The organism is Streptomyces sp. Xyl84, from assembly GCF_059731885.1.
The window spans coordinates 312,625-334,160 of the sequence record NZ_AP029183.1 but is presented as its reverse complement, the minus strand read 5'-3'; the positions used below and the strand labels follow the sequence as shown (position 1 = coordinate 334,160).

The following is a 21,536-nucleotide window of genomic DNA, read 5'->3' as shown; positions in this document are numbered from 1 at the left end:
CCCCGCCTTCCGGGCAGGGCGGTCCGGCCGACTGACGTTCCGTCACCCGAGCATCGGTCAGGAGGACTTCACGGGGGCGTTTCACGAGGGTGCCATGACGAAGGCGCTTCACGAGGGCGCAATGACGAGGGCGCTGACGAGGGCGTCACACCCGGCGTCACACTCTCTCCCCGGGTGCCGCGCCTTTCGCGGAACGGGCCCGGAGCGCTCCGGCCCCGCCCCCGCCTCAGCGGCTCAACTCCGCCCGCCCGCCCCGACGGTGCTCTCCCGCACCAGCAGCCGGTGCGGCGCCCTGGTGTCGGCGGGCGGAGGGGCCGAGCCGTCGATGATGCCCAGCAGCGTGCCGACGGCACTGCGGGCGATGTGCGTCTTGTCCGGGGCGATCGTCGTCAGGGAGGGCGAGCTGTACTGGCCCTCCTGGATGCCGTCGACGCCGACGACGGCGATGTCGTCGGGCACCCGCACGCCCGCGCGCGTCAGGGCGTTCATCGCCCCGATGGCCAGCAGGTCGTTGTAGCAGAACACCGCGTCGGGCGGCTCGGACAGGGCGAGCAGGCGCTCCACGGCCTGCGCGCCGAGACGGCGGTGGAAGCGCTGTGTGGGGACGATCAGCTCCTCGTCGACCGTCAGCCCGGCCCGCTCCAGCGCCTGGCGGTACCCGATCGTACGCAACTGCGCCGTCTCGCCGGTGCTGTACGGCTGGTCGCCGATGGCCGCGACGCGCCGCCGGCCGAGGCCGAGCAGGTGCTCCGTCGCCTCCCGGGCCGCGGCGATGTTGTCGATCGCCACATGGTGGAAACTGCCGTTGAAGATGTGCTCGCCGAGCAGGACGAGCGGCACCCGGTTGGTGCGGCTGCGCAGTTCCTCCGCCGAGATGGCCAGCGGGCTCAGCAGCACACCGTCGAACATCGTGGCGCGTGACTCCCGGCCCAGCAGCTCCCGTTCGCGCTGTCCGTCGCCGTCGGTCTGGTCGAGCATGACCACGTACCCGTGGGCGCGGGCGGCGGTGATGACCTCCCGGGCCAGCTCCGCGAAGTACGGCACGTCGAGTTCCGGTACGACGAGGGCGATCATCCCACTCCGGCCCCGGCGCAGGTTGCGGGCCACCAGGTTCGGCCGGTAGTCGAGTTCGTCCAGCGCCGCCTGCACCCGGGTGCGCAGTTCGTCGGAGACGGGCACCGAGCCGTTGACCACGTTGGACACGGTGCGGATCGAGACCCCGGCGCGTCGGGCGACGTCGCGGAGCGTGGAGCCGGCCATCCAGTTCCCCCTCACAGCCCTCACGGGCTCTTCCCTCGGCAGTATCGCTGGTCGGCGCCGGTGCGGACCACCGCTGACGCAGGTTGATGTTACTCAGGTATTGCATCGTTGCAATAAGCGAAGCATCATCTCTGCATCGTTGCAGAGCAGTTGGCGGTGACCGCGGGCTGCCGTGCCGATGACGCCTGCGCGCCCTCCCCTCCACCGCGCACGCGCCCCGGCCCGGCCGGCCCCCCGCGACCGCGTTCCCGCACTTCCGACACCAGGAGCCGACCTCATGTCCAGACCGTCCGTCCCGCGCCGCAGCGTCCTGCGCGGTGCCCTCGGCGCCGGCGCGCTCGCCGTCGCCGCAGGCCCCCTCGCGGCCTGCGCCCCCGGCTCCTCGGCGTCCGCACCGCGCAAACTCACCGGTACGCCCAGCGCCTCGACCAAGGGCGAGATCACCATCTGGAACCGCTCGGGCGACCTCTTCAAGGTCTTCGAATCGGCCATCGACGCCTTCCGCAAGGCGTACCCCGGCGTCAAGGTGAACCACCAGGCCGTCGACATCGACAACAAGCTCGCCAACACCCTGATCAGCGGCACCGACGTGCCGGACGGCAGCTTCTGGGACGACGCCAAGATCGGCAGCCAGGCGGAGCACCTGTTCGATCTCACGGATCTGATCGCCCCCTACCGCGACAAGACCTCGGCGTACAAACTCTCCGTCAACACCGTCGACGGCCGCATCTACGGCGTGCCCTGGGACCTCGACCCCGGCCTGCTCTGGTACCGCGAGGACCTGCTGGAGGACGCGGGTGTCGACCCGGCGGGCCTGAAGACCTACGCCGACCTGCTGACCGCGGCCCGCTCGCTGAGGGAGAAGAACCCCGCCGCCCGCCCGCTGCACATGGAGAAGGACCCCTTCCTCGGCCAGTTGTGGCTGGAGATGCTCGCGGGCCAGCAGGGCACCAGCCTCGCCGACGCGCACGGCAAGGTGCGCCTCGACTCCAAGGAGTACCGCACCATCCTCAACTGGATCCGGGACGCCGTCGACGACGACCTGGTCACCCACGCCGAATACCTCAAGCAGGCCGACCTCGCCGCCCTGGAGAACGGGCAGCAGGCCCTGGTCCCCTGGGCGGTGTGGTGGTCCTTCGCGCCGCAGCAGCTGCTGAAGAAGACCAAGGGCAAGTGGCGCGCCGCCCCCCTGCCGGCCTGGACGCCGGGCGGGGCGCGCAGCGGCGCCATGGGCGGCAGCAGCTTCATCATCCCGGCCAAGGCCAAGAACCCCGAACTCGCCTGGCTGCTCTACGAGTTCCTGTGCTTCAAGGAGCCCGGCTACAGCGCGGTCTACGGCCCCAGCGACATCTACCCCGGCGGACTGACCACCTCCGTGCCCAGCTACACACCCGCCCTGCGGCCCGACAAGCCGCTGATCAAGCCGGTGGCCGCGCTCGGCGGCCAGGACCTGTGGAAGGTCGCCGTGGACGCCGCCGCCACCATCCCGGCCGCCGCGCCCATCCCGGCCTGGTGGAACAAGTCGGTCGACTACCTCGGCGACAACCTCCAGCGGCTCATGGAGGGCAGGATGACACCTGACGACGTCATCGACGACTCCACGAAGAAGATCCAGCGCAACCTGGTGGACCGCGCATGACGCCGACGATCCTCACCCCGGCCCGCCGGGAGCGGCGGGCCACGGCACCGCCGCGCCCCGGCCCCACCCGCCGCAGGCCCTTCCTGGCGCCCTACCTGTTCGTCGCGCCGTTCTACGTCGTCTTCGCCGCCTTCGGCCTCTACCCGCTCGTCTTCGCGCTCCAGTTGAGCTTCACCGACTGGAAGGGCGCGGGCGCGGCGCGCTTCATCGGGCTGGAGAACTACACCTACCTGCTCACCAGCGAGGAGTTCTGGTCCTCACTGGGCAACAGCGCGGTGATGTGGCTGCTGATCGTGCCCGTGCAGATCGTCGGCGGTCTGGCCGCCGCGGTGCTGCTGGCCAACGCCAGGCTGCGGCTGCGCGGCATGTTCCGGGTCGCGTTCATCGCGCCGTTCGTCACCCCGCTGGTGGCCATGGCCCAGGTCTGGATCGTGGCCTTCGACAAGGACTACGGCCTGGTCAACCACCTGCTGGGCCTGGTGGGCCTGCCCGACGTCGACTGGCTCCAGTCCACCGCCTGGGCCAAACCGACGCTCGCCCTGCTGTTCCTGTGGAAGACCACCGGCTTCGCGATCATCATCCTGCTCGCCGGGCTCCAGGCCGTGCCCTCCGACGTGTACGAGGCCGCCGCCCTCGACGGCGCCTCCCGCACCCGGCAGTTCTGGTCGCTGACCCTGCCCCTGGTGCGGCGCAGCATCGCCTTCCTCGTCGTGGTGCAGACCCTCGCCGTGTTCCAGATGTTCGCCGAGCCCCACGTGGTCACCCAGGGCGGACCGTACGGCTCGACCACGACCGGCGGCCTGTACCTCTACAACCACATCACGACGTCCGACCTCGGGACCGGCGCCGCGAACTCCTTCCTGCTGGTGCTGCTGGTGTTCGCCCTGTCCCTGCTGTCCGTGCGTCTCCTGCGCTCCCGGGACGAGTGACCATGACCAGCCAGACAGTGACCGCGACCGGCCGGAGCGGGAAACCCGGGAACGACCGGAACGCCCAGAACGCCAAGAACGGCGACGACGCCGGGCGCGAGCCGCGCAAGAGCCTTTCCCGGCCACGGCCCAGCGCCTTCCAGTACGTCGTCCTCGGCGTCCTGGCCGTGGTGTTCGTCTACCCCATCTTCTGGGCCGTCAGCTCCTCGCTGAAGCCGCCGGCCGAGATCGTCAGCGACCCGCTGCACTTCTCCCTCGGCTCCCTGACCCTCGACAACTACCGGGCCATGTTCGCCGACGTGCCCATCGGCACCGGCTTCCTCAACACCGTGCTGGTCGTGGCCGTCAAGGGCGCCATGACGATGTTCTTCTGCCCGCTGGCCGGCTACGCCTTCGCCAAGTACCGCTTCCCCGGCAAGGACCTGCTCTTCGGCGTGCTCATGCTCACGCTCATGCTGCCTACGCTGGTGCTGATCATCCCGCTGCTGCTGGAGATGAGCCAGCTCGGCTGGGTCAACACCTACCAGGCGCTCATCCTGCCCGGCAGCATCGACGCCTTCAGCATCTTCTGGATGCGGCAGACCATCGCCGCGGTCCCCGACGAACTCCTGGACGCCGGACGCGTCGACGGCGCGAGCGAGTTCGGCATCTTCGCCAGGATCGTGGTGCCCGTCATCCGGCCCGGCATCGCCGCCCTCGGCGTGCTCACCGCCATGAACATCTACAACGACTTCGTGTGGCCGGTCGTCGCCGTCAACGACGAGCGGCACCAGACGCTCCAGGTCGTCCTGTCCACCCTCGCGCAGAACGTCACCGGCAACCGCGTCGGCGCCGACTTCGCGACCGTCTGGGGCGAACTCCTCGCCGCCGGCAGCATCGCGATGCTGCCCGTGCTCGTGGTCTTCGTCCTGCTGCAACGCCACTTCATCAACGGGATCCTCGCGGGCAGCGTCAAGGGCTGACCGCCTCGCCGTCCCCCGCTCCCCGAACCCGCGCACCGATCGGAGCCACCCACCCCATGCCCACCGCCGGCACCCCCCGCCCCGAGTACCCCCGCCCCCACTTCGACCGATCCCACGCCTGGCTCGGGCTCAACGGCACCTGGGACTTCCGCGCCGACCCCGACGCACGGCACGACGCCGGCTCGGGCGACGGCTACGACCAGCGGATCACCGTGCCCTTCGCCTGGGAGACCCCCGCCTCGGGCATCGAGGCGCACTGGCTGCCCACCGCCTGGTACCGGCGCACGTTCACCGTGCCGGCCGACTGGGCCGGCCGGCGCGTCGTGCTGCACTTCGGCGCCGTCCACCACGAGGCCACGGTCTGGGTGAACGGCACCGAGGTCGCCCGTCACGAGGGCGGCTACACCCCGTTCTCCGCCGACGTGAGCGACGCCCTCGTCGACGGCGAACAACTGCTCACCGTGCGCGTCCACGCCCCTGCCGACAAGCGGGACATCGCCCACGGCAAGCAGCGCAGCATGCCCCGCACCGACTACGACGGCGTCTGCTTCACCCCGTCCTCCGGCATCTGGCAGAGCGTCTGGCTGGAGGCCCGCCCCGCCACCCACCTCGCCTCCCTGCGGCTGCGCCCGAACCACGACCTGACCGGCATCAGCGTCGAGGCCGCCGTGCACGGCCCGGCCGCCGACGGGGCGTCGCTGGAACTGCGCGTGCGCGGCGAGGCCGCCGCCGTCACGGCCACCGCCGGCCCCGACGGGCTGATCCGCACCGAACTCCCGCTCGCCGCACCCCGCCTGTGGTCACCCGAGGACCCGCACCTCTACCACGTCGACGCCGAACTGACCTCCGCGGACGGCACCGACCGGGTCGCCTCCTACACCGGCCTGCGCACCATCACCGTCGACGGCGAGAACCTGTACCTCAACGGGCGCAGGCTCTTCCTGCGGGGCGTCCTCGACCAGGGCTACTGGCCGCGCACCGGCATCACCGCCCCCGACGACTCGGCACTGCGCGACGACCTCCGGCTCGCCGCCGAGGCCGGCTACAACCTCGTACGCAAGCACCTCAAGCTGGAGGACCCCCGCTTCGTCCACCACGCCGACACCCTCGGCATGCTCGTGTGGGCCGAACCCGCCTCCGCGGGACGCTTCTCACCGGCCTCCGTCACCGCGTTCGCCGAGCAGATCGAGCCGATGGTCGAACGCGACGGCAACAGCCCCGCCGTCGTCATCTGGGGCCTGTACAACGAGGAATGGGGCCTGGACTGGGACATCCCCGGCGACCCGGCCAAGCAGCGGGCCACCGCCGACGCCTACGACCGGCTCAAGGCCCTCGACCCGACCCGGCCGGTCGTCGACAACTCCGGCTGGACCCACGTCAGGACGGACCTGCTCGACTGGCACTACTACGACGAGAGCGCCGCCTCCTGGGCCACCACCGTCGCCGACCTGCTCTCCGGCGCGCGCGACGACTTTCCCGTCAAGCTCGGCCCCGACCACGTCGTCCACAAGAAGCTCGCCGTCCCCACCCAGCCGCTGCGCGGCCTGCCCAACCTCAACAGCGAGTACGGCGGCGGCTTCACCGGCCTGGAGCGCGCCTGGCACCTGCGCTGGCAGACCCAGGAACTGCGCCGCCACGACCGGCTCGCGGGCTACGTCTACACGGAGCTGTACGACATCGAGCACGAGAGCGCGGGCCTGTGGGACTTCCAGCGCGCCGCCAAGGACCTGGCCGGCGTCGACCCCGCGCACGTCAACGCGCCGACCACGCTCGTCCTGGACGTCACCCCGGTCGCACCGGGCCGCGACCTGCTCACCGCCGTGCCCGACTTCACGGTGGACCTGCGCGTCTCCCACCACGGGAGCGACCCGGTCGAGGGCGCCGTGCACACCGCCTGGACGCCGGTGTACGCACCGGCCCCCCAGGAGCCGGGCGACGCCGTGCCCGGCTGCCGCGCGGAGGCGAAACCGTACGTCCTCGGCGCACCCGTCACCGTGCCCGCCACCCTGCCCGAGGGCTGGACCAGCGGCCGGCTGCACCTGGCGCTGGTCGTGGACGGCACCGTGGCCGCCCGCACCGCCGTCGACGTGGACACCCGCACCGAACCGCACATCGGCGACGACCCGGCCGCCGGAACACACGGCTGACCGGGACCATCCGGCACCACCCACACCATCCGGCACCACTGAAAGGAGTCGATCCGTGCGTACGCAGTCACCCGGACGCAGATCACCCGCCCTGCTCGGCGTCCTCGCCCTGCTCGGGGCGCTGCTGTCCCTGTGGGCGCAGCCCGCCTCGGCCGCCCCCGCCGGCCAGGTACTGGCCTCCCCGGACCTGGCGGCACACCCGCAGGGCGACGACAGCTACCCGCGCGCCGTCCGCCTCGACCACGACGGCTCGTCCGGCCGGACCATGCTGGCCACCTACGCCGGGCGCAACCAGGGCTCCGTCAACGTGCTGCCGGTCCACCGCAGCACCGACGGCGGCCGCACCTGGAGCGCGGCGCCCATCTCCACGATCACCTCGCACACCGCCGGATGGGACATCGAGGCGCCCGTCCTCTACGAGGTACCGCGCACCGCGAACGGCCTGAACCAGGGCGACCTGCTCGCCGCCGGCACCGCCTGGAAGGCCGGCGACTACACCACGCAGAAGATCGAGGTCTTCAAGAGCACCGACCACGGCCAGAGCTGGCAGTACCTGTCCGACTGCACCCGCACCAGCGGCCTGCCGAACACCATCGGGCACGGCATCTGGGAGCCCTGGTTCCTGCTCGCCCCGAACAACACGCTGGCCTGCTTCATCTCCGACGAGCGGCCCGCGGGCAGCCCGACCAACAACCAGGTCATCGGGCACTACACGTCCACCGACGGCGGACGCACCTGGAGCGGCACCCTCACCCAGGACGTCGCCTTCCCCGCCGACAACCTCGCCCGCCCCGGCATGTCCGTCGTCGTCCCGCTGCCGAACGGGACGTTCATGATGGCGTACGAGATGTGCCGGGACGCCACCGACGCCGACCACGCCTGCGAGGTGTACACCAAGACCAGCCCCGACGGCCTGAACTGGGCGCCCGCCGACAACCCGGGAACCCTGGTGCGGACCGCCGACGGGCGGGAACTGCTGCACACCCCCTACCTGGCCTGGACCCCGGGCGGCGGACCGCAGGGCACCCTCCTCCTGTCCGGGCAGCGCGTCGTCACCGGACCCACCGGGAACAAGGCCGTGATGGCCGAGTCGGGCACCGTGGTGTTCGCCAACACCCGCCTGGGCGCGGGGGAGTGGACCGAGGTCGAGGCCCCGGTGCTGACCGCACCGACCGGCGGCTACAACAGCGGTGAACCGTCCTGCCCGGGCTACAGCTCCCCGATCGTCCCGGGCGCCGACGGCACGTCCTTCCTCTACCTCAGCGCCACCTGGCTCGGCACCGGCAACCAGTGCCAGGTCCGCTTCGGCACCGGTGCGCTCGGCGGCCCGGTGGGGCAGGTCACGACGCCGTGGACGGCGGGCAAGTGCCTCGACGTCGACACCAACACCAACGGCAACGGCAAGGCCGCCCAGCTGTGGGACTGCAACACGGCCACCGGCCAGCGCTGGTCCGTCGCCCCTGACGGCACCCTGCGCGCGTTCGGCAAGTGCCTGGACATCGACGCCAACGCCACCGCCAACTTCAGCAAGGTGCAGCTGTGGGACTGCGCCCCCGGTGTCGGCGGCCAGCAGTGGCGCCACCAGTCCGACGGCTCGCTGCTGAACCCGCAGTCCGGCCGCTGCCTGGACATCCCGTCCGGCGGCACCGCCAACGGCACGAAGCTGCAGATCTACGACTGCAACGGGCTCGGCACCCAGAAGTGGAACCTGCCCGCGTAGCAGGTCACTCGACGGCCGCGGCCAGGACGCCGGCCGGCCGGTCCAGCACGTCCCGGGGAGAGCCGCACGGATCCGGAGAAGGAGAGGGATCCGTGGCGGGCTCCGGAGAACGGGGGGTGCTGGACCGGCACCGGGATGTGCTGGGCCGGCGCCGGGGGTACCAGACCGTTGCGCGGCCGAGCCGGCCGCGGCGTCACCGCGGGGCGTCGTAGGTGTAGAAGCCCTGGCCCGACTTGACGCCCAGGTGTCCCGCGTCGACGTACTTCTTCAGCAGTTCCCTGGGCCCCGAGGGCAGGTGGGGGCGTTCCTGCGCGTAGTGGTTCTCGATGTCCAGGACGACGTCGAGGCCGACCTGGTCCATCATCCTGAAGGGGCCGGCCCCGAGGCCCGTGTTGATCTTCCACATCTCGTCCACGTCCTGGGGTGTGGAGACCCCCTCGGCCACGACCGCGAGCGCCTCGCGCTTGATGGCGGCCCAGACGCGGTTGAAGATGAAGCCGGTGGACTCCTTGCGCGCCACGAACGGGAAGATGCCGAAGCGCGGGAGTTCGCGCCGGAGCAGGTCGACGATCCCCGGGTCGGTGTGTCCGTCGGACATGAGGTCGACCGCGTTCTGCTGCGGCGGCATGTAGAAGTGCATGTTCAGCACCCGCTCGGGGTGCGCGACCTTGTCGATGAACTCACCGGTCGCGTACGACGAGGAGTTGCTGGCCAGGATGGTGTCGGGCCGGGCCGCCCGGTCCAGTTCCCCGAAGATCTCCTGCTTCAGAGCGAGGCGTTCCGGTACCGCCTCCACGACCAGCCAGGCGTCCAGCAGGGCTTCGGTCAGGTCGTCGGTGACCGCGACCCGGCCCGGCTCTCCGCCGTCGAGTCCGGCCGCGATCTCGCTCACGTGCTCCTCGACGTAGGCCCGCGCCGCCTCGCTCGACTCCGGGGACCTGTCGTAGATCCGTACGAGGCCGCCGCGGGTGGCGAACATGAGGGCGATCCGCCGGCCGAGCGTGCCGGCGCCGATGACGGCGACCGGCCGGTTCCGGATGTCCTGGGGGAGGGTGAATGCCATGTCTGTCTCCTGTGCTTCCTCGGGTGTTGCGGTGTGCGGAGAGCGCGGCCGGCCACGGGGGGCCTCGCGCCGTCGCGGGGCGGCCGGTGCCGGCGGCGTGAGCGCTGTCTAGCGATCCACCAGGCACAGCCCGGTCAGGGGGTACGGGAGCCGGACGATGTCGCGCGGCTTCTGGCCGGCGGCAGGACCGTCCGGCAGCGGAACCGCGCGGATGTGGCCGTGGAGGTCGGAGACGTAGGCGATCCCTGCCTCGCCGTCGACGGCGAGGCCGATCGCCTCCTCGAACCCGTCGGCGAGGATCTCGGGGCGCTGTCCCGCGGCTCCGGCGGGCGGCAGGGGTGCACGGTTGAGTGTGTTTCCGGCGGGCGGGGCTCCGCGGTCGGTCCAGTACAGCCGGTCGCCGTGCAGGTGCAGGTCGATGGGCTCGGGCAGGTCGCTCCACAGCACTTCGATGTCCGTGCGGTCCGCGGCGGTCTGCCCGGCGGGGATGTCCAGCCCGGCGCGGAGGATCCGGCCCCTGCCGCCCTTGGCGGGCCCCTTCTGCGTCCAGTACAGGTGCCCTCGTGCGGGGTCGACCGCCACGCCGACACACTCGCCCATGATCCCGTCCTCGGGAGGATTGACCACGAGGTCGGTCAGGCCGGTGCCGTCGGCCCGGACCCGGCTGACGCGGCGTCCCTCGCGGTCGCCCCAGTACAGGGTGCCGGCCCCGTCGGTGGTCAGCTGCTTGCCCGTGGTCATCGCCCCGGGCGGCACCAGGTCGCGTCGTTGCCCGCCGTCCGGGCTCAGGGCGTGGACGCCGCCGTCGGGGCGGGAGAAGTCCTGGCCGGCTTCGCCGGGAACGCGGGGATCGGCCACGGGAGTGCCCATCGTCGTCCAGTAGACGGCGGCCGAGTCCGCGGCGATGCCGTCCGGGGCGGGACCGGCGTCCTCCAGGAGGGTGTCCACCCGGCCGTCCGGAAGACTCACCCGCAGCACCTTCCCCGGCAGGATCTGCAGCGCGAGCAGTGTTTTCGGCATGATGGCTGTCCTTGCTCTCTTCCCTCGGTGGCGTGGCCTCGCCCCGGAAGGTGGAAGGGGCGTGGGCACGGTCTTTCCGGCTCCGGCGCGGGTGTCTCCGCACCGGGGCGGTCCTCTGCGCTGCGGCGCGCTCGCCCTTGCGTCTTGCCGTCCCGGGGCGCGGGGTCTTGCCAGCCCAGCGGCCCGAGGACGGAACGGGTGCGGTCGTCCCGCCGGTCCGCGAGGCGTCCGTAGGCCGCTTCCCCGGTGCCGTAGGCCTCTTCGACGGCGTCGAGGACCTCGCCCAGGCGGGCCGGGTCCGGGGTGCCGGTCTCGAAGGTCATCTGCGAGCCGACGTGCTCGACCAGGTGGCGCATGCCGGCGGGGCCGCCGCCCAGGGATCCGCTCTCGAACGGTCCCGTCACCGCCCAGCGCAGTCCGAGCGAGGCACGGACGAGGTGGTCGAGTTCCCGGACGCCGATCACACCCTGCTGCACGAGATGGACCGCCTGGTCGTTGAAGACCTTCTGCAGGCGGTTGCCGACGAAGCCGGGGATCTCCTTGTTCAGCCGGATCGGCAGCTTGCCGAGACCGCGGTACACCTCCAGTGCCCGCTCGACCGTTCCCGCGGTCGTCCGCGGTCCGGGCACCACCTCCACCAGCGGCATGAGTTCCGGCGGATTGAACGGGTGCCCGATGACGATCCGGCCGGCCGCCGGGTTGCCCCGGGCGATGACCGAGGGCAGCAGGGACGAAGAGGAGGAGGCCAGCACCACGTCGTCCCGTGTGTGCGCGGCCAGGGCCGCGAACATCTCCTCCTTGACCTCGACCCGTTCCGGCCCGGCCTCCTGCACGAAGTCCGCTCCGCGCGCGGCGGCGGCCAGGTCGGCGGTCACGGTCACCGGGCGGCCCGGAAGCTCCCGCTGCACCAGTTCGTGCAGGTCGGGCCGCGGGTCGGTGATGCGTACCTCCCAGCCGGCCTCGTCGAACAGACGGGCCCAGGAGACACCGATGACACCGGCGCCGACGATCGTCACGACCGCCATGTGAATCACCTCGGAGAAAGGGCGGAGAAGAGCTGGTACGGGCCCGGCCCGGCGACCTGCCCCTCGCGACGAGGGGACGGGAGCGGAGAGAGGTGAGCGGGCCGGACTGAACGGTGGCGCTCAGTGCCGCGCACTCCGGCGGGCGGTTCCGGTACCCAGTGGACACCCGATACGTCGGGTCTGTCCAATATATGATTGTCTAGTGAGTGATATGCCCAGTGATATCAGCCTGTCGCGCCGGCTCCTCGAACAGTTCCTCGTGGTCGCTCAGGAGAAACACTTCGGCAGGGCCGCCGAACGGCTCGGCATGAGCCAGCCACCGCTCAGCCAGTCCATCCAGCGGCTGGAACGCACGGTCGGGGCGCGCCTTCTGGACCGGGGCCCCGGCGGTGTCCGGCTGACCGCGGCCGGCGAGGGATTCGCCACCGACGCACAGCGCCTGCTCGACCTGCAGACCGCGGCCGTCGCCCGCGCCCGCCGCGTGGCGTCAGGCGTCAGGGGGGAGGTGCGGGTCGGATACGTGAGCCTGCTGAGCTACCTCTACCTCCCCGCCATGCTGCAGGCCGCGGCAGCCCACCTGCCCGAACTCCGCGTCCACCTGCAGCACGACTCCTCGGCCGGCGTGGTCGACCAGGTCCGCGGCGGGACCCTGGACCTCGGATTCGTCCGCGACCCGGCCCGGCTCACCGGCGACCTCGTCAGTACCGTCATCGCCACCGAGCGGATCGGCGCCGCCCTGCCCGACGGTCACCGGCTGGCCGAGGCGGACGGGATCGACCTCGCGCAGCTCGCGGACGAGGACTTCGTCCTGCCCGACCCGACCGCGCTTCCGGCGCTGGCCGAGCAGGTCCACGTCGCCTGCCGCGAAGCCGGATTCACCCCCCGCGCGGTGGCCGTCGCCGACGACCTCAGCGGCCTGTTCAGCTACGTGGGCGCGGGCCTCTGCGTCAGCCTCGCCCCCGAAGGCCTGCGTCACCTCGCCTTCGCCGGGGTACGCCTGGTACCCCTGCGCGGGCGCTCCGGGCACCTCGACACGGCGGTGCACGCCCTCCACCGCCCCGACGCCGACCCGGCGGTGATCCGCCTCCTCGCGGTGGCCCGCAACGCCCAGCTCCGGACACACTGACCTCAGTGACGAGGCCTGATCACAGCGGGACATGCCGAGGAGCACGCCTGCGCTCGCGGGGCCCGCAAGTGACCGCCTTCGCACGGCATTCGGCCAGGTCCGACGGGTTCGTGCCATTCATCGGCCACCCGCCTCCACCATCGCCGCGGCCCGGCTACACAGGAAGGCCGGGACGGCGCGCCGCCGCCCCGGCAGGGTGACGGCCGGTCGTGGGGGAGGTCGGGACGGTTGCTGACCATCGACGTGGAAGCGCTGCCACGAGCCCCCGCACACGCAAGGGTCGGACGGAGTGCGGGCCACGGGTCCGCGGAGCGGGGGAGTGATGGCGGCACGTCGACGACGCCGGCGCTTGAAGAAGCGGACGCACAGGCAACTGCGGGGCGTTGGTGCGGTGGTGGCCGTGGTTGCCGCGGTGTGGGCGGCCGGACACTGGTCGGCGGTGTGGCCCGTCCTGGTGGCCGTGCTCGTCGCGGCCGCGGTGGGCGGGACCGCATGGGCGCTGCTGCGGGCGCACCGCCTGGCGGTCGGCCAGGACCGGGCGTGGCGGGCCCAGGAGGAGGCCAGGGCACGGGAATGGTCGATGGCCGAGGTCGACGCGTTGTCGTGGCAGGAGTTCGAGAGGTACGTCGCCGAGCTGTGCCGGCGGGACGGCTGCACGAGGGTCGTCGTCAGCGGCAGGAGCGGCGACCTGGGCGCGGACGTCGTCGGCTACCTGGCCGACGGCCGCAAACTGGTCGTCCAGTGCAAGAAGTACGCGCCGCACCGGAGCGTGTCCTCGCAGGACATGCAGAAGTTCGTCGGCACCGCCCGCCTCGAACACGGCGCCGACGTCGCCCTGTTCGTCACCACCTGCCGCACCTTCACGAAAGCCGCGCTGGGCCTCGCACTGCGCCAGGACATCGTGGCCCTGCACCGCGACCTGCTGGGCTCCTGGGTCAAGGGCGCTCGTCTGGAGACCTTGATCCCGCTGAACGGAAGCGGCGGCGGCACCGGACGGCGCCCCTCCGCCCGACCGTGACGGCGTCAGGTGCCGCTCCATGGAGGACACGTGCCGGCCCGCCGGGATCAGCCGCGCGGGAAGCCGGCCCATGCGGTGATGATGAAGGCGTCACCGTCCTGCCCGATCTCGGCGGCCGGTGTTCCAGCCGACGTGCTCGTAGCGGATATGGGTGTTCACGACGACGTCGACGTCCTCGGGCGCGACCCCGGCCGCGCGGACCACTCGACGACGCGGGTGATCTCCACGTTGCCGACCCTGTCCGTACCGCCCGCTTCATCATCCCCGACAGCGACGATGCGTACGGCCTCCTCGATCACCACGTCCGCCGAGGGCTGGAGGGCCATCTCCGCCTCGAAGGCCATCACCCTCGGCCAGACGAGGAACTCCTGGATCAAGCCCATGAACTGACGGGCCGTTCCTCCTGACGGTCAACGGCCCGGCCGCCACCGAGCGGCTGCTGACGGCCCTGGAGCGCGCGGGCTCGCCGACCCACGTCCTGGCCACCCCGTTGCCGGCCGGCGAGGACTCCGGACGGTTCGGCACCGCCGCCGGCTGACCGTCCGTCCTGTTCCACTTCGGCGGCGCCGACCCCGCGGCCTTCACCGACGAGGACGGCGCCGCGCTGGGGGGCGGCTCCCTGCCGCCGGGCACCGTCATGAACCACTCCCCGCGCTACGCGCCCTCCGACCGCCACGCCGTCGCCGCCGGCGTACGCCAGTTCCTCACGGCCGCCGCGGCCTGGCTGTCGGACGCCGATGACGGACCGGGAACACCGGGCCCTGCCTGAGCGTGTCGTCGTGGCGGCGCGGGTCCGGACCCGCGTCCGGACCCGGACCGCGGGGAACAGGCCAGGCGGCGGGGCCGTAGGAAGCGCACATCCGCACAGTCCGCCTCGTGACCGTCCTGCCGGTTTCCGTGAACGCGGGCCCGGCTCCTCCCTTCACGCGCCGTCTCCGCCCGCGGCCCGGGGCTCGCGGCGCGGGTACCAGGCGACCACCAGGGCGCCGACCGCCACCACCAGGACGGCCAGCACGCGCATCGCGGTGTCGAGGGAAGTGGTGAAGTCCGTGACGACGGCGTGCCGCAGGCCGGGCGAGGTCAGACCCTGGGCGGCCAGGCGCTGTTCGGCGGCGGGGACGGTCGTCGGCGCGCCGGGCCCGCGCAGCGGCTCCGGGAGGCCGGAGGTGAACACCCCGGTCACCACACTGCCGCCGACCGCCACTCCGAGTGCGCTGCCCAGCTCCCGCGCGAGGCTCTGCAACCCCGAGCCCACTCCGGCCCGGTGCGCCGGCAGCGCGGACATCATGCCGTGCGACAGCAGCGGCGTGGCCAGGCCGCACCCGGCCGCGGTGAGCGTCGCCCCGAACGCGTACAGGGCGTACGGGGTGCCCGGACCGACCAGCGAGACGGTGCCCAGACCGGCCGCCAGCACCGCCAGCCCGAACCCGAGCGTCACCCGTGGGCCGGTACGCCGCTCCACAGCCACCGCCCAGCGCGGTGCGAGCAGCAGCGCACCCGCCATCGGCAGCAGCCGCACGCCCGCGCCCAGCGGCGAGCAGCCCTTGGCGTACTGGAGGTACTGCCCGTTGACGTAGAACAGGCCGAACATCCCGACGAACGCCAGTGCCATCCCGACCGCCCCCGCCCGCACCACCGGCACGGTGAACAGCCGCGGGTCCAGCATCGGATGCTCACGTCGCAGCTCCCAGAAGGCCCAGGCCGCCAGCAGCACCGCCGCGGCACCGAAGCCGCCCAGCACCCGCGCGCCGCCCCAGCCCGCCTGCGGGCCGGAGACGATGCCCGACAGCAGCGCGAGGAATCCCGCCGTCAGCAGGCCCGCCGACACCACCGACACCGGCCGGTCGTGCCGCGGCGGAGCCGGGGAGAGGGCCACCACCAGGACGAGTGCCGCCAGCGACAGCGGCACCACGCACCAGAACACCGCCCGCCACGAGCCGGTCTGGAGCGCCGCGCCGCCGCCCACGTTGCCCAGCACGGCCGCCAGACCCGTCATCGACGCCCACACCGCCACCAGCCGCGGCCGGCGGCACGCCGGGGCGCCGTCCACCATCAGGGCCAGCGTCGTCGGCAGCACCGCGGCGGCGCCCACACCGCTGACCATCCGGCCCGCGATCACCGCGCCGATGCCCGGCGCCACGGCACACAGCACGCATCCCGCGGTGAACAGGCCCATGCCCGTGGCCAGGACCAGCTTGCGGCCGAGCCGGTCGGCGAGCGCGCCGCCCGGGACGAGCAGGCAGGCGAAGAACACCACGTAGCCGTCGACGACCCACATCACCGACTCGGCCGACGGGCGCAGCGCGCTGCGCGACAGCGCGGGGACGGCGAGGTTCACGGCGGAGACCATGCCCACCACCAAGGTGACGCACAGACACATCACGGCGACGGTCAGCGGTCCGGGACCCTGGGCACCGGGGTCGTCCCGGGTACCGGACGCGGACCCCGCCCTGCCCGCCCACGCGGTCCCGGCCGGCCCGGGTGCCGCCCTGCCTGTGGTCCCGGGACCGGAGTTCACCGTCCGCCTCCTGTCCGCCGTACGCCGTCGTCGTCCCGGGGGTCCGGACCGGCGTGCGCGTCTGGACCGGCGTGTGAGTCTGGACCGGCGTGCGCGCCGGGGCCGGTGTCCGGGGTCGGACCGGCATACGGTGCAGGGCCGGTGCGCGGGGCAGGTCCGGTGCGCGGGGCAGGTCCGGTGGGCGGTGCAGGGTCGGTGTGGCGGTCCGGGCCGGCGTGCGGTTCCGGACCGGTGTGGGGAGCCGGGAGGGCCGGGGCGGCGCGGACGAGTTCGGCGCGGAACGCCAGCCGGTCGCCGCGGATGCGCAGGAACTCCAGGTCCACCGGGCGCCCGTCGGGCAGTCTGGTCAGCCGTTCCACGGTGAACAGCGCCGAGCCGGCCGGGATGTCCAGCAGCGCGCACGTGTGCGGGTCACCGCCCACCGCGTGCACGGTGACACTCGCCGAGCCGAGCCGGCCGCCGGTGGTCTGCTCGATGAGGCCGAAGAGGTCCCGTCCGGCCAGGTCGGCGGCGAGCAGCGGCAGCCCGATGTCCGCGGCCAGGTAGGTCAGGTCGAGGGACAGCGGCACACCGTCCAGCAGCCGAAGCCGTTCGATGTAGACCACCTGCCCGCCGTCGGGCACGTGCAGCTTGCGCGCCGCCTCACCGGGCGGGCGCACCAGGTCCGCGACCCGCACCTGGTTGGTCACCTCGCCGTGCGCGCGCAGTGTCTCGGCCAGGCCGGTCAGCCGCTCCAGCGTGTGCTCGTAGGGCCGCCGCACGATCACGGTGCCCACCCCCTGGCGCCGCTCGACCACGCCCTCGGCGCGCAGCATGCCCAGCGCCTCGCGGACGGTGTTGCGCGACACCGCGAAGTCGGCGATCAGCACCCGCTCGTCCGGCAGCATGCCCGAGGCGAACGCCCCGGAGGCGATCTGACGCCGGAGCACGTCGGCGACCTGCCGGGCCCGGTCCGCCCGGGTCCGCCGCCGGCTCTCCGGTGCCGGACCCCGCGCACACGCTCCACCCGGACCCGGGTCGGCGCCCGGGGGTGCGGGCTCGGTGGGCGAGGCGTTCATGGGACCTCCGCAACGCGTGGGGGGCGGGGACGGGCGGGGACGGACGTGGACGGGCGTACGCGCGGGCCCGGCGCGCCTCGGCGGTCGCTGAGGGCGGCAGCCGGACGCCACGCGCGGCGGTGACCGCGACGGGCCCGCGCGCCTCGGAGCAGCCGCCACCAATCGGGCCGGTCGTCACGGCAGGGCACCACGGACCGTGCCCGTACGCCGTCCACCGGTACGGCCGTCAGGGACCGTGCCCGTACGCCGTCCACGGGGCCGGCCGGGACGGACCGTGTTCGGCCTGCCATGCCCTGTGTGGTTCCGCCCAAGCTAGGGCGCCCATGTTTCCGGCACGTTACGCCACCCCTCCTGACCTGCGCTGACGCCCGTGACGTGCGGCGCGGCAGGAGGGCCTGGCCCGTTGCGCCACCTCGTCGCCGCGACGGCACCGGCATGAGGAGCCGGGCGGCCTCCCGACCCGGAGGCCGTCCTCTTGTTCCGTCTGTCGAAACTCTTGTTCCGCCTGGCGGGCTCGCTTAGGGTCGGCGCCTCCGGCTCGGTCGCCCCGCGCGGCCGGGTCTCCCTGTGCGGACACGAAGGAGCGTGCGGTGGTGCAGCAGGCGTCGCAGGACGGGTCGTCGCAGCCGAGGGACGAGGCGGTGGGCGAGGACGACAGACACGGCACCGGCGGACGGGCCGACGCGGGGCAGGGCGTGCGGCCGGGAGCGGCCCGCGAGGACGGCGGGACCCGCGGCGTGGGGCGCCGCGGCTTCGTCGTCGGGGCCGGACTGGCCGGTGCCGGCGGCCTGCTGGGCGCCGGCGGGTCCGCCCCGGCGGCTGCCGCCGCACGCCCCGGCCAGGAGGCTCACGGCGCTCACGGCGGCGGCCACGGTACGCCCGGACCGGAGGACTTCCGTGCCGAGCGGCTGCTGCTCGTACCCGACGTCGTCCTGCTGGCCGAAGGGCCGGTCAGGGACCGCGCGGTGCTCGTCCAGGGCGGCACCTTCCGGGCTGTCGGACCGGTCCGCCGGCTCACCGACGCGCACCGCGACTCCCGCGTCGTGCGGCTGACGGGCCACCTGCTGATGCCGGGCTTCGTGGACGCCCACCACCACCTGACGCAGAGCTTCGGCAAGGCCCAGGCGTTCGGACAGCCGTCGGAGATCTTCAAGACCGTCTGGGAGCCGCTGGAACACGCCCTGGACGAGGAGACCGCCCACCTCTCGGCGAAACTCGCTGCCCTGGAGGCGCTGCGCGGCGGGTTCACCACCGCCGCCGACGCCGGCACCCGCGCGCCCGTCGACGTGGGCGTCGTCGCCCAGGCAGCCGAGGAGGCCGGGCTGCGCTGCGTGCTGTCCAAGGTCGTCTCCGACGGCAAGGGCGGCGAGGAACACCTGGAGCGCTTCCACGGCTCCCGGCTGATCCACCCCTCGCTCGCGATACCCGTCCCCGAGGACGCCACCGCCGAGGTGCTGAAGAAGACCGCCGACCTGTGCGCGGACGCCGGCGCGGTCTTCCAGGTCCACGTCAACGAGCACCTGGCCGCCGTGGAACGCTCGCTCAAGAGCGTGGGCCGCCGCCCGGTCTCTTACCTGCACCACATCGGCGCCCTCAACACGCAGACGCTCGGCGCCCACGCCACCCTGCTCACCCCCGACGAGATGCGCATGCTCGCCGACACCGGCGCCGCGGTCAGCTACAACCCGGTGGCCAGCGCCTGGAAGGGCAACGCCGTCGCACACGCCCTGATGTGGCAGGCCCTGGGCATCCGCTTCGGCACCGGCACCGACGGCACCCGCGGCGACGGCTTCCGCCTGGTCGACGCCGCGGAGAGCGCCCAGCGCCTGACCCACGGCCTGACGACCGGTGACTCCGCGTGCGGCGCCGGCAGCGTGTGGCTCGCCCACGCCACCGCCCTCGGCGCGGACGCGCTCGGGCTCGGCAAGGTGACGGGTGAGATCGCCGTCGGCAAGGCCGCCGACTTCCTCCTCGTCGACCTCCGGGTGCCCGAACTCACCCCGTCCTACGACCTGTCGTGGGAACTGGTCCGGCTGGCCGGCCGCGACCAGATCACCGCGGTCTTCGTGGACGGCAGGCTCCGGCTGTGGCACGGCTGGCCCACCGACTGGGACGGGCCCGCGCTGGTCCGCAAGGCCGCGGAGGTGGGACCGGAGGTCGTACGGCGTGCCCGCGTCCAACGCGTGGACCCGGACCCGGACGGCTCCGCCCGCCACCCGGGCCGCCCCCGCTCCTGACCGGCCACGCCGCCCGGTGACCGATCCGGCCGCCGCTCCCGCCCTCACCGAGCCTCAGAGCCCGGCGGACCTCTCGTCCACCGGAGGACAGAAGACGGCCGCGCCCCTATGCACGGGGTGTGCCGTCCCAGCGCCAGGTGATGGGACGAGGGCGCCCGGGCAGTTCGGCGCGTCCGGTGGCCCACAACAGGGTGGGCCAGGGGTCCGTAGTGCGTGGGGCATCCGGAAACAGCCGGGCGAGCACCCGGGAGCACAGATCGGCGGGCGGGTTCCAGTCAAGCCCGAGCCCTTGGGCCAGATCATGCGTGTGCACCAGGGTCTCCACGATCCCCATCGCGGCGAAACCCTCGGCGTCGGAGACACCGAAGACGTGGTAGGCGCGAGTCTGCGGGGGAGTCGTGCGCACCATGGCGACCAGCAGGGCGCCGCTGGCCTCCAGCACCTGCAACAGGCCGGCGGGTCCCGCCGCACGGTCCGCGTGAATCGCGTTCGCGGGACCGCCGGGCCGCCGGCTCTCCCACAGGAAGGGCACCTCGCCGTCCAGCGGCGGGGTGCCGGGGCCCAGTTGCACGGCGTAGGCGAAGAGGTCGTCGCTGAGGTGCTCGACGGTTTCCCAGCAGTCCCATTCCAGCGAACCCGCCTTCCCGTTCCACGCCGCTGGGGACGCCTTGCGGAGGACCGCCACGGCGAGGCGCACGGCAAGGTCGAGGTCGTCCGCGGTGACGGCGGACTGAGAGGGGTCCATCTCAGCTGATCGGAACATGGCAGGACCGTACCGTGACGGGAAGGAATCACTGCGGGCTCCACGACCAGGGCGGCTGGAAGGAAGCGGCCTTCGCTCTCGGCCTGGCGGGCATCACGGCGGCGATCACGCTCAGTCTGTAGAGGCGGAGCACCCACTCACCGCGGCCGACCGCCGCGCTGCGACCCGGTCGACCACCGTGAGCGCGGTGCCATCGAGGGCAGGATCAACGCCTCAAGAGGCACCGCGCCGTTGCCACGGGATGCGACAAGGACAGCACACTCATCGAGTGCCGGGCATCCCGCGGTTCTCAGGCCGCCGGGGTGCCGACCAGGAGGTCTCCTGCGGTGCCCGCCGCGTCGGGGTGGTAATACTCCCTGATGGCGTCGGCCCAGGCCGGTACCGACGCCTGGTCCGCGCCCACCGGCTCCAAGGCGTCGAACAGCGCGTTGATGTTCGGCAGGGCGAAGCCGATGGCCTGCATGACCGCCGCGAATGTCGGGCGCTCCACCAGCCCGTCCCCGTCCAGGTCCGTCACAGCCGTGAGCGCTTCGGCGAACTCGTCGACCGCCCCGGCGAACCGCTCCGGACTGAGGACGATCGCTTGGAACTCCTCGAAACTGATGTTGCCGTCGCCGTCGGCGTCCAGCTCGGTGACCAGAGTCGTCCAGAACCTCCGGAGGGCTTCCACCAACGCGGTGCGCTTGGCGGCGTCCGCCTCGGGGACCGCCGCGACGACTCTGCCGGCCATCAGCTCGAAATCGTCGGACTCGATGGCGCCGTTACCGTCGGCGTCGAACAGTGTGAACACCAACCGGACCCGGTCGACTGCCTCTGCCTGCATCAGGACCCACCCCTTCACATCCGCATTTCGGCACCGTCCACTTTATGGAGCAATGACCGGCCTGCTCTTCGAATGCGCACCATTCACACGAACGAGTGGCAGCGGCCGAAAGGCGGCGCAGAGGTGTCTTCGGACGGCGGCTCATGGCCGGGCGAGCGCCCCGTAGGAAGTCCGCCTCCAGCAGGAGGAGGACCAAGAAGCCGAGCCCCCTCTATGGAGGCTGCGGAA

The 21,536-nt window shown here is 72.7% G+C and carries 18 protein-coding genes and 1 pseudogene; 9 read left to right on the top strand and 10 right to left on the bottom strand.

The genetic code is table 11. The annotated features are described in order from the left end of the window. Positions 1–234: 234 nt before the first annotated feature. Complete coding sequence (locus AC6I72_RS33210; RefSeq protein ID WP_498006423.1) at positions 235–1,260, bottom strand: LacI family DNA-binding transcriptional regulator; 1,026 nt, start codon at positions 1,258–1,260, stop codon at positions 235–237. A gap of 277 nt (positions 1,261–1,537) precedes the next feature. On the opposite strand from AC6I72_RS33210, the gene AC6I72_RS33205 reads away from it, so the two are divergent. From AC6I72_RS33205 to AC6I72_RS33185, 5 genes are read left to right on the top strand one after another with little or no spacing between them, the layout of a single operon-like run. Then, positions 1,538–2,899, top strand: a complete 1,362-nt coding sequence (locus AC6I72_RS33205; protein ID WP_498005163.1) for an ABC transporter substrate-binding protein — start codon at positions 1,538–1,540, stop codon at positions 2,897–2,899. Continuing rightward, the gene (locus AC6I72_RS33200; RefSeq protein ID WP_498005162.1) at positions 2,896–3,828 is read left to right on the top strand and encodes a carbohydrate ABC transporter permease; all 933 of its coding nucleotides are present in this window, start codon (positions 2,896–2,898) and stop codon (positions 3,826–3,828) included. Before AC6I72_RS33205 ends, AC6I72_RS33200 begins: the two co-directional genes overlap by 4 nt. 2 nt (positions 3,829–3,830) lie before the next feature. Next, positions 3,831–4,790, top strand: a complete 960-nt coding sequence (locus AC6I72_RS33195) for a carbohydrate ABC transporter permease (RefSeq protein ID WP_498005161.1) — start codon at positions 3,831–3,833, stop codon at positions 4,788–4,790. Between the two features lie 56 nt (positions 4,791–4,846). Continuing rightward, complete coding sequence (locus AC6I72_RS33190) at positions 4,847–6,937, top strand: glycoside hydrolase family 2 protein (protein WP_498005160.1); 2,091 nt, start codon at positions 4,847–4,849, stop codon at positions 6,935–6,937. 55 nt (positions 6,938–6,992) lie between these two features. Then, entirely contained in the window at positions 6,993–8,657 is a 1,665-nt protein-coding gene (locus AC6I72_RS33185) for a ricin-type beta-trefoil lectin domain protein (protein ID WP_498005159.1), read from the top strand. Between the two features lie 193 nt (positions 8,658–8,850). Here AC6I72_RS33185 and AC6I72_RS33180 read toward each other — a convergent pair whose 3' ends face one another. The 3 genes from AC6I72_RS33180 to AC6I72_RS33170 form a co-directional block, all read right to left on the bottom strand. Then, entirely contained in the window at positions 8,851–9,720 is an 870-nt protein-coding gene (locus AC6I72_RS33180) for a 3-hydroxyacyl-CoA dehydrogenase family protein (RefSeq protein WP_498005158.1), read from the bottom strand. A gap of 108 nt (positions 9,721–9,828) precedes the next feature. Then, positions 9,829–10,740 carry an SMP-30/gluconolactonase/LRE family protein gene (locus tag AC6I72_RS33175; protein ID WP_498005157.1) on the bottom strand — a complete coding sequence of 304 codons (912 nt, stop codon included), beginning with the start codon at positions 10,738–10,740 and terminating at the stop codon, positions 9,829–9,831. After that, entirely contained in the window at positions 10,686–11,765 is a 1,080-nt protein-coding gene (locus tag AC6I72_RS33170) for a 3-hydroxyacyl-CoA dehydrogenase NAD-binding domain-containing protein (RefSeq protein WP_498005156.1), read from the bottom strand. The genes AC6I72_RS33175 and AC6I72_RS33170 overlap by 55 nt, the downstream gene beginning before the upstream one ends. 211 nt (positions 11,766–11,976) lie before the next feature. Between AC6I72_RS33170 and AC6I72_RS33165 the strand changes: the two genes are divergently transcribed. Both AC6I72_RS33165 and AC6I72_RS33160 read left to right on the top strand, forming a co-directional pair. Then, the gene (locus AC6I72_RS33165) at positions 11,977–12,891 is read left to right on the top strand and encodes a LysR family transcriptional regulator (protein ID WP_498005155.1); all 915 of its coding nucleotides are present in this window, start codon (positions 11,977–11,979) and stop codon (positions 12,889–12,891) included. 322 nt (positions 12,892–13,213) lie between these two features. Continuing rightward, positions 13,214–13,909, top strand: coding sequence for a restriction endonuclease (locus AC6I72_RS33160; RefSeq protein WP_498005154.1), 696 nt, complete (start codon positions 13,214–13,216; stop codon positions 13,907–13,909). A 105-nt stretch (positions 13,910–14,014) separates the two neighbouring features. Here AC6I72_RS33160 and AC6I72_RS33155 read toward each other — a convergent pair. Beyond that, positions 14,015–14,110, bottom strand: a pseudogene (locus tag AC6I72_RS33155) (MBL fold metallo-hydrolase); the annotation flags it as partial. Beyond that, positions 14,065–14,253: a hypothetical protein gene (locus tag AC6I72_RS33150; RefSeq protein WP_498006422.1), complete on the bottom strand. Its 189-nt coding sequence runs from the start codon at positions 14,251–14,253 to the stop codon at positions 14,065–14,067. The gene AC6I72_RS33150 and the pseudogene AC6I72_RS33155, both read right to left, overlap by 46 nt. 293 nt (positions 14,254–14,546) lie before the next feature. Between AC6I72_RS33150 and AC6I72_RS33145 the strand changes: the two genes are divergently transcribed. Further along, positions 14,547–14,678 (top strand): hypothetical protein, encoded by a 132-nt coding sequence (locus AC6I72_RS33145; protein ID WP_498005153.1) that lies wholly within the window; start codon positions 14,547–14,549, stop codon positions 14,676–14,678. 153 nt (positions 14,679–14,831) lie between these two features. Here AC6I72_RS33145 and AC6I72_RS33140 read toward each other — a convergent pair whose 3' ends face one another. Together AC6I72_RS33140 and AC6I72_RS33135 are read right to left on the bottom strand one after the other, a co-directional pair. Beyond that, entirely contained in the window at positions 14,832–16,289 is a 1,458-nt protein-coding gene (locus tag AC6I72_RS33140) for an MFS transporter (RefSeq protein WP_498005152.1), read from the bottom strand. A 134-nt stretch (positions 16,290–16,423) separates the two neighbouring features. After that, positions 16,424–17,485 carry a GntR family transcriptional regulator gene (locus AC6I72_RS33135; RefSeq protein ID WP_498005151.1) on the bottom strand — a complete coding sequence of 354 codons (1,062 nt, stop codon included), beginning with the start codon at positions 17,483–17,485 and terminating at the stop codon, positions 16,424–16,426. Positions 17,486–18,393: 908 nt separating this feature from the next. On the opposite strand from AC6I72_RS33135, the gene AC6I72_RS33130 reads away from it, so the two are divergent. Further along, complete coding sequence (locus tag AC6I72_RS33130) at positions 18,394–19,722, top strand: amidohydrolase family protein (RefSeq protein ID WP_498006420.1); 1,329 nt, start codon at positions 18,394–18,396, stop codon at positions 19,720–19,722. A 106-nt stretch (positions 19,723–19,828) separates the two neighbouring features. On the opposite strand, the gene AC6I72_RS33125 is transcribed toward AC6I72_RS33130, so the two are convergent. Then, a complete protein-coding gene (locus AC6I72_RS33125; RefSeq protein ID WP_498005150.1) occupies positions 19,829–20,485 on the bottom strand; it encodes a maleylpyruvate isomerase N-terminal domain-containing protein in 657 nt (218 codons plus the stop codon). A gap of 289 nt (positions 20,486–20,774) precedes the next feature. Next, on the bottom strand, positions 20,775–21,308 hold the full coding sequence (locus tag AC6I72_RS33120; RefSeq protein ID WP_498005149.1) for an EF-hand domain-containing protein: 534 nt from the start codon (positions 21,306–21,308) through the stop codon (positions 20,775–20,777). Between the last annotated feature and the right edge of the window lie 228 nt (positions 21,309–21,536).

Bases quoted from the DNA above. Each gene is read 5' to 3' on its own strand.
- AC6I72_RS33190 (WP_498005160.1), top strand. From the start codon at position 4,847: ATGCCCACCGCCGGCACCCCCCGCCCCGAGTACCCCCGCCCCCACTTC.
- AC6I72_RS33120 (WP_498005149.1), bottom strand. From the start codon at position 21,308: ATGCAGGCAGAGGCAGTCGACCGGGTCCGGTTGGTGTTCACACTGTTC.
- AC6I72_RS33170 (WP_498005156.1), bottom strand. From the start codon at position 11,765: ATGGCGGTCGTGACGATCGTCGGCGCCGGTGTCATCGGTGTCTCCTGG.
- AC6I72_RS33135 (WP_498005151.1), bottom strand. From the start codon at position 17,485: ATGAACGCCTCGCCCACCGAGCCCGCACCCCCGGGCGCCGACCCGGGT.
- AC6I72_RS33200 (WP_498005162.1), top strand. From the start codon at position 2,896: ATGACGCCGACGATCCTCACCCCGGCCCGCCGGGAGCGGCGGGCCACG.
- AC6I72_RS33180 (WP_498005158.1), bottom strand. From the start codon at position 9,720: ATGGCATTCACCCTCCCCCAGGACATCCGGAACCGGCCGGTCGCCGTC.
- AC6I72_RS33160 (WP_498005154.1), top strand. From the start codon at position 13,214: ATGGCGGCACGTCGACGACGCCGGCGCTTGAAGAAGCGGACGCACAGG.
- AC6I72_RS33165 (WP_498005155.1), top strand. From the start codon at position 11,977: ATGCCCAGTGATATCAGCCTGTCGCGCCGGCTCCTCGAACAGTTCCTC.
- AC6I72_RS33195 (WP_498005161.1), top strand. From the start codon at position 3,831: ATGACCAGCCAGACAGTGACCGCGACCGGCCGGAGCGGGAAACCCGGG.
- AC6I72_RS33210 (WP_498006423.1), bottom strand. From the start codon at position 1,260: ATGGCCGGCTCCACGCTCCGCGACGTCGCCCGACGCGCCGGGGTCTCG.
- AC6I72_RS33175 (WP_498005157.1), bottom strand. From the start codon at position 10,740: ATGCCGAAAACACTGCTCGCGCTGCAGATCCTGCCGGGGAAGGTGCTG.
- AC6I72_RS33145 (WP_498005153.1), top strand. From the start codon at position 14,547: ATGAACCACTCCCCGCGCTACGCGCCCTCCGACCGCCACGCCGTCGCC.
- AC6I72_RS33150 (WP_498006422.1), bottom strand. From the start codon at position 14,253: ATGGCCTTCGAGGCGGAGATGGCCCTCCAGCCCTCGGCGGACGTGGTG.
- AC6I72_RS33205 (WP_498005163.1), top strand. From the start codon at position 1,538: ATGTCCAGACCGTCCGTCCCGCGCCGCAGCGTCCTGCGCGGTGCCCTC.
- AC6I72_RS33140 (WP_498005152.1), bottom strand. From the start codon at position 16,289: ATGTGTCTGTGCGTCACCTTGGTGGTGGGCATGGTCTCCGCCGTGAAC.
- AC6I72_RS33125 (WP_498005150.1), bottom strand. From the start codon at position 20,485: ATGTTCCGATCAGCTGAGATGGACCCCTCTCAGTCCGCCGTCACCGCG.